This is a genomic window from Syntrophomonas wolfei subsp. methylbutyratica (genome assembly GCF_001570625.1).
Lineage (GTDB): Bacteria > Bacillota > Syntrophomonadia > Syntrophomonadales > Syntrophomonadaceae > Syntrophomonas > Syntrophomonas methylbutyratica.
On the sequence record NZ_BBQT01000083.1, the window covers coordinates 1 to 435 of the forward strand.

Below are 435 nucleotides of genomic sequence, written 5' to 3' on the forward strand. Positions count from 1 at the left end.
TTGAGCACAAAGGTGTTGAACGCACGGAGGGACTTGTTAAATTCTTTTACGGAAAATTGCTCCTCCTTGTCGGAATACGTCTCCTCCGCCTTCTTCTCCTGCTCACGCTCCGCATCCTCCACCGAAAAATCGGGGGTCGTGATGTAGGCGTGCATATAATCGGGATGGAGCGCCAGCAGGCGATAGACCCGCATGGCATAGAGCGCACTCTCCAGACAGGCGAACGCCGCATACTGCATGTTGCTCTCGTTGAGGTGCATGAAGCTGTAGAGATTCTGATACACCGACTTGTTGATTGAGATCAGAATCAGCCGCTCGTTGTCGCGGTAGTCGCAGACGACGGGACTCGCAAGAAAGCTCATCGTGTATTTATAGGATTTATTGATGTAGGCGCTGATCTTCTCCTTGAAACGGTTGAGAAAATCCGCCTCCCTG

General features: G+C 51.7%; 1 protein-coding gene. It reads right to left on the reverse strand.

The features are described 5' to 3' along the window. Positions 1 to 435 (reverse strand): hypothetical protein (locus AWB54_RS16045; RefSeq protein ID WP_160328975.1); only part of this gene is annotated, 435 nt, incomplete at both ends.